The sequence below is a fragment of the Paenibacillus barcinonensis genome, assembly GCF_003217495.1.
Taxonomy (GTDB): domain Bacteria; phylum Bacillota; class Bacilli; order Paenibacillales; family Paenibacillaceae; genus Paenibacillus; species Paenibacillus barcinonensis.
This window is the reverse complement of the sequence record NZ_QJSW01000051.1, coordinates 1-3,319: the sequence shown is the minus strand read 5'-3', so window position 1 is coordinate 3,319 and position 3,319 is coordinate 1. Positions and strand designations below refer to the sequence as shown.

General features: G+C 36.0%; 4 protein-coding genes. All 4 read right to left on the bottom strand.

Annotated elements, in window-relative coordinates:
* Window positions 1-333: 333 nt before the first annotated feature.
* Window positions 334-648 (bottom strand): hypothetical protein, encoded by a 315-nt coding sequence (locus tag DFQ00_RS28495; protein WP_146236242.1) that lies wholly within the window; start codon window positions 646-648, stop codon window positions 334-336.
* 341 nt (window positions 649-989) lie between these two features.
* Window positions 990-1,241, bottom strand: a complete 252-nt coding sequence (locus DFQ00_RS28490; protein ID WP_110899756.1) for a hypothetical protein — start codon at window positions 1,239-1,241, stop codon at window positions 990-992.
* Between the two features lie 1,257 nt (window positions 1,242-2,498).
* Complete coding sequence (locus DFQ00_RS28480; protein WP_110899755.1) at window positions 2,499-2,741, bottom strand: hypothetical protein; 243 nt, start codon at window positions 2,739-2,741, stop codon at window positions 2,499-2,501.
* 14 nt (window positions 2,742-2,755) lie between these two features.
* Window positions 2,756-3,319, bottom strand: a 564-nt coding sequence (locus DFQ00_RS28475; protein ID WP_110899754.1) for a CdiA C-terminal domain-containing protein, incomplete at its 5' end; no start/stop codon positions are given.

The following is a 3,319-nucleotide window of genomic DNA, read 5'->3' as shown; positions in this document are numbered from 1 at the left end:
ACTTGTTTGGGTGCACCTGCGGCTGCTGCTGACTCTGTTCCCGATCCAATCAAACTTACACTTAACGCACCTGCTAATACCGCTAATAATAATTTCTTCATTTTTTTGATTCCTCTACTTCCTATGTAGTTTCTAATTGTATACATTGCTTCATACACTATTTATCGGGTATAGAATCCTAAATATGAATCACAACTGGAAATATGGAAAATTACACTAGTCAATCTATTAAATAAGCAAGTGAGATTAAAGTTGCAATTTCCTAATAATTAATCCACGCTTGACCCCTTAAGAATTTCAGTAAAACAACCATTATCCCAGACATGCGATGAATTATCCAAAAATACATAATCCTTTAGTAAAAAAAGATAATTCATTATTGTATACATTGTTTATAAAGCGAATACTCAATGTACTTTCATATAGAAACTCATTGCTCAAAAACTGAGTGTCATAGGCGTTATACGGATATTCGCCAGACTCTGTTAAGTAAACAGACAAACCAAGTGATTCTTCAAATTGATTAATTCTAATTCCTTTTGTAAAGCCTATTGCATCAATATTTTTATACCCCATTGATTTTAGTTCTTGTAATAAATAGGATCCAGATATTTTTTGTTCTGTTTTGAGAGAATACTCAATAGCCAACTTGACCACTCCTTTATTATGGTAAGCGATCATCATCTTGGCGTAATCTTCTGTGACAGGCTCTCGGTGGCAGTATCTATCCTAAAAAATGCGACTTATTGCTATTTCATCCTCCCTATCAGGGAGGCGCATTCTACAGTTAACGCCACTGGGCAGCCTCCACTACCACAGTCCCTGAGTCAACAACTCTATTCAGCATTACTAAGTGCACTATAGTTCTTTTGGATTTTTGTAACACCAACTTTCACTTTCATCATAAGGTCTATTCGATATCTTTTCGAAGTCATTTAAAGTATAGAACCCATCATCTTCCATCCATATTTTCGAATTTGGATATTTTTTCAGAAATCTAAAAAGAATATTAAATAATAGGTCTTCATTGTCACAAAAATATCATCTACTATTATTGCTTCAAAAAATTCTGTATCTTTCCCTAACCAATCAAAGGAAATGTTTTGAAATCCATAAGGCTCATCGTAAAAATCAATGCATAATTGCCTTGATGAACTCTCGACAAATGGTAGATCACTTATAGATGCTCTGACATGTTTTAATTGATTTTCACCATTTTCTTTTTTGAAACTTAATTCCATAAAATAAGTTTAACTCCGCACAAAAATCTTCCGTATATTTCAGAAGATTGGTTAACGGAATGTTACTACCAGTTTCAAATAATACAAATGCAGAAATACCCATTATTTCAACATCTACCCTAATTGTTCTAAAGAATTAACTACTATTATACCTTTTTCTTTAAGATAGTTAACCTTTGCTTTTGGTTGAGCAAAATCTCCAACTTTTCCATCAATAGCTTCCCCAGCGTTTGACTATTTTTCGCGCTTTCAATAGCAGTTAAATATTGTTAGGGTCTTGTTTAATAATATTTCCATCCAGGTTTTTAAATTCAATTGTTACGCCTTTATTCATTTTCGTTATTACTGGATCATTGAATGTACTCTTCGCTGCCACTTGTATTATAGGAATGAGGAGATCGGTGGCTAGTCTTTAACACATGACCTTCCCATATTTTCAGTTAAGTCCTAACAATATTAGTAGTCGCCTTAACCCCGCAATAAGATACGACTCAATCCCTTTCACCGAACTATCGTAGTAGATTACTCGAATAGTTGCGATTTGTATTTTGATAAAGTGAAAAAACAAAAATAACATAAAACAGGTCGATAATGGTGATATCTGACCACAATCAACCTGCTTGATGTATCGGATTAGCATTATTTAGAGCATAAAATTAAAACATTTGATGCGCGTAGAAACATATTTAGTAAAACTTTATATGGGGCTGATAAGGGTTAAGTCTGATTGAGCATTGCTATCCATTTCACTCGGCACTGGTAGCCAATTCCTCTTAGCCACTTACTTCACATTTTTCTAACATCCATTTTTTTGCTTCATCTGATTTCAACAAAATTGGCTTCTCCAACGTACCAATATTAATGGACAGATTGTCAAACCAAGTGAAACAGTTCCTCTGTGAAAGATTCGTGATTTGTTCTCTAACCCAAGCATTTTCGTGGTCTGTGATTAAATAATTCTATTGAACTGGCGAGATCTTCATCTTCCACTTGAGCAAGATCGGAGCCTTTCGGGAAATCTACAGTTGACGATTAAATATGAAAAAACACAAGAAAGCGAAAATAACAAAAACAGGTCAATCATAGTGGTATCTGACCACCATAATCGACCTCTAGAGTGTAACGATATAGCGTTATTTAGGTTATGAACTTCTAGCATTTATTTGTATACAAGCAAACTGACAAAATCTTCATACGGGTCTTACATGGGTTGAATGATGAAGTCATTCAGCACTGGGTAGCCCCACAAAAGAAAAATTAATTGTCATCCTCTAACATATATGTCTTTATTACTGTATCACCGTCAAATACATAAATTCTTTCACAATCATTGCATCTCCATACATCATATCGAGGAAACGGTATTGTAACTGGGTCAATTGAATCTCCCAAGTTTAAAATGTCGTCCCATTCTTTATCTGTATAAACCCTTAACTCAACGTCATTGGGTGCAATTGTGTTTGTAAGTGTTGCACCACATTTACATTGGAATCTTGCCATTGATGCCCCTCCTTTTAAGGATATGTGATAGTTCCTTCGCTTGTCCAAATTTCAACCTTGCCAGGAATTGTTCTGTCAGGATATGTCCCAGATGCACGGTTAATAATCTGCTTTGCTTGGTCTGCAGTCAAACTTGCGTTTCTAGCGTCAATTATGACAGTTTCTGCTCCTTGCTTCAATCCCTTTTGTATCCTTGTTATTCCAGTATTAACATTGGGATTCTCTAAGGTCTTGAGTTCTGTTTTAACTCCATCAACTTTAAAATCAGGTGTTTTAACTTTAGAATTTGGGTCTTTAGGAATGATTTCGACATTTTTGCCACGGGCAGTCAAATCATTTACAACTGTTTTCTCCGCATCTGTTAAGCCATTCAGAGAACCAGTAATCTTACCCGTCCCCTTACCACTCTTGCTTGCCTGTTCCCTCTTCGCCTTTGCATCCCGAATCGTCTGCTTCACCTTGTCCAGTGCTGCACTGGTTCCGCGGCCCTTATAGGGACCCTTGCCACTTTTCATACTTCCCGTGACCATGCCAATCCCGGCTACAATCTGACTCCATTTCAAGGAGGAGATCATCAT

Excerpts from the sequence above, each read along its gene's own strand:
- DFQ00_RS28490 (WP_110899756.1), bottom strand. The coding sequence starts at position 1,241 with ATGGAATTAAGTTTCAAAAAAGAAAATGGTGAAAATCAATTAAAACAT.
- DFQ00_RS28480 (WP_110899755.1), bottom strand. The coding sequence starts at position 2,741 with ATGGCAAGATTCCAATGTAAATGTGGTGCAACACTTACAAACACAATT.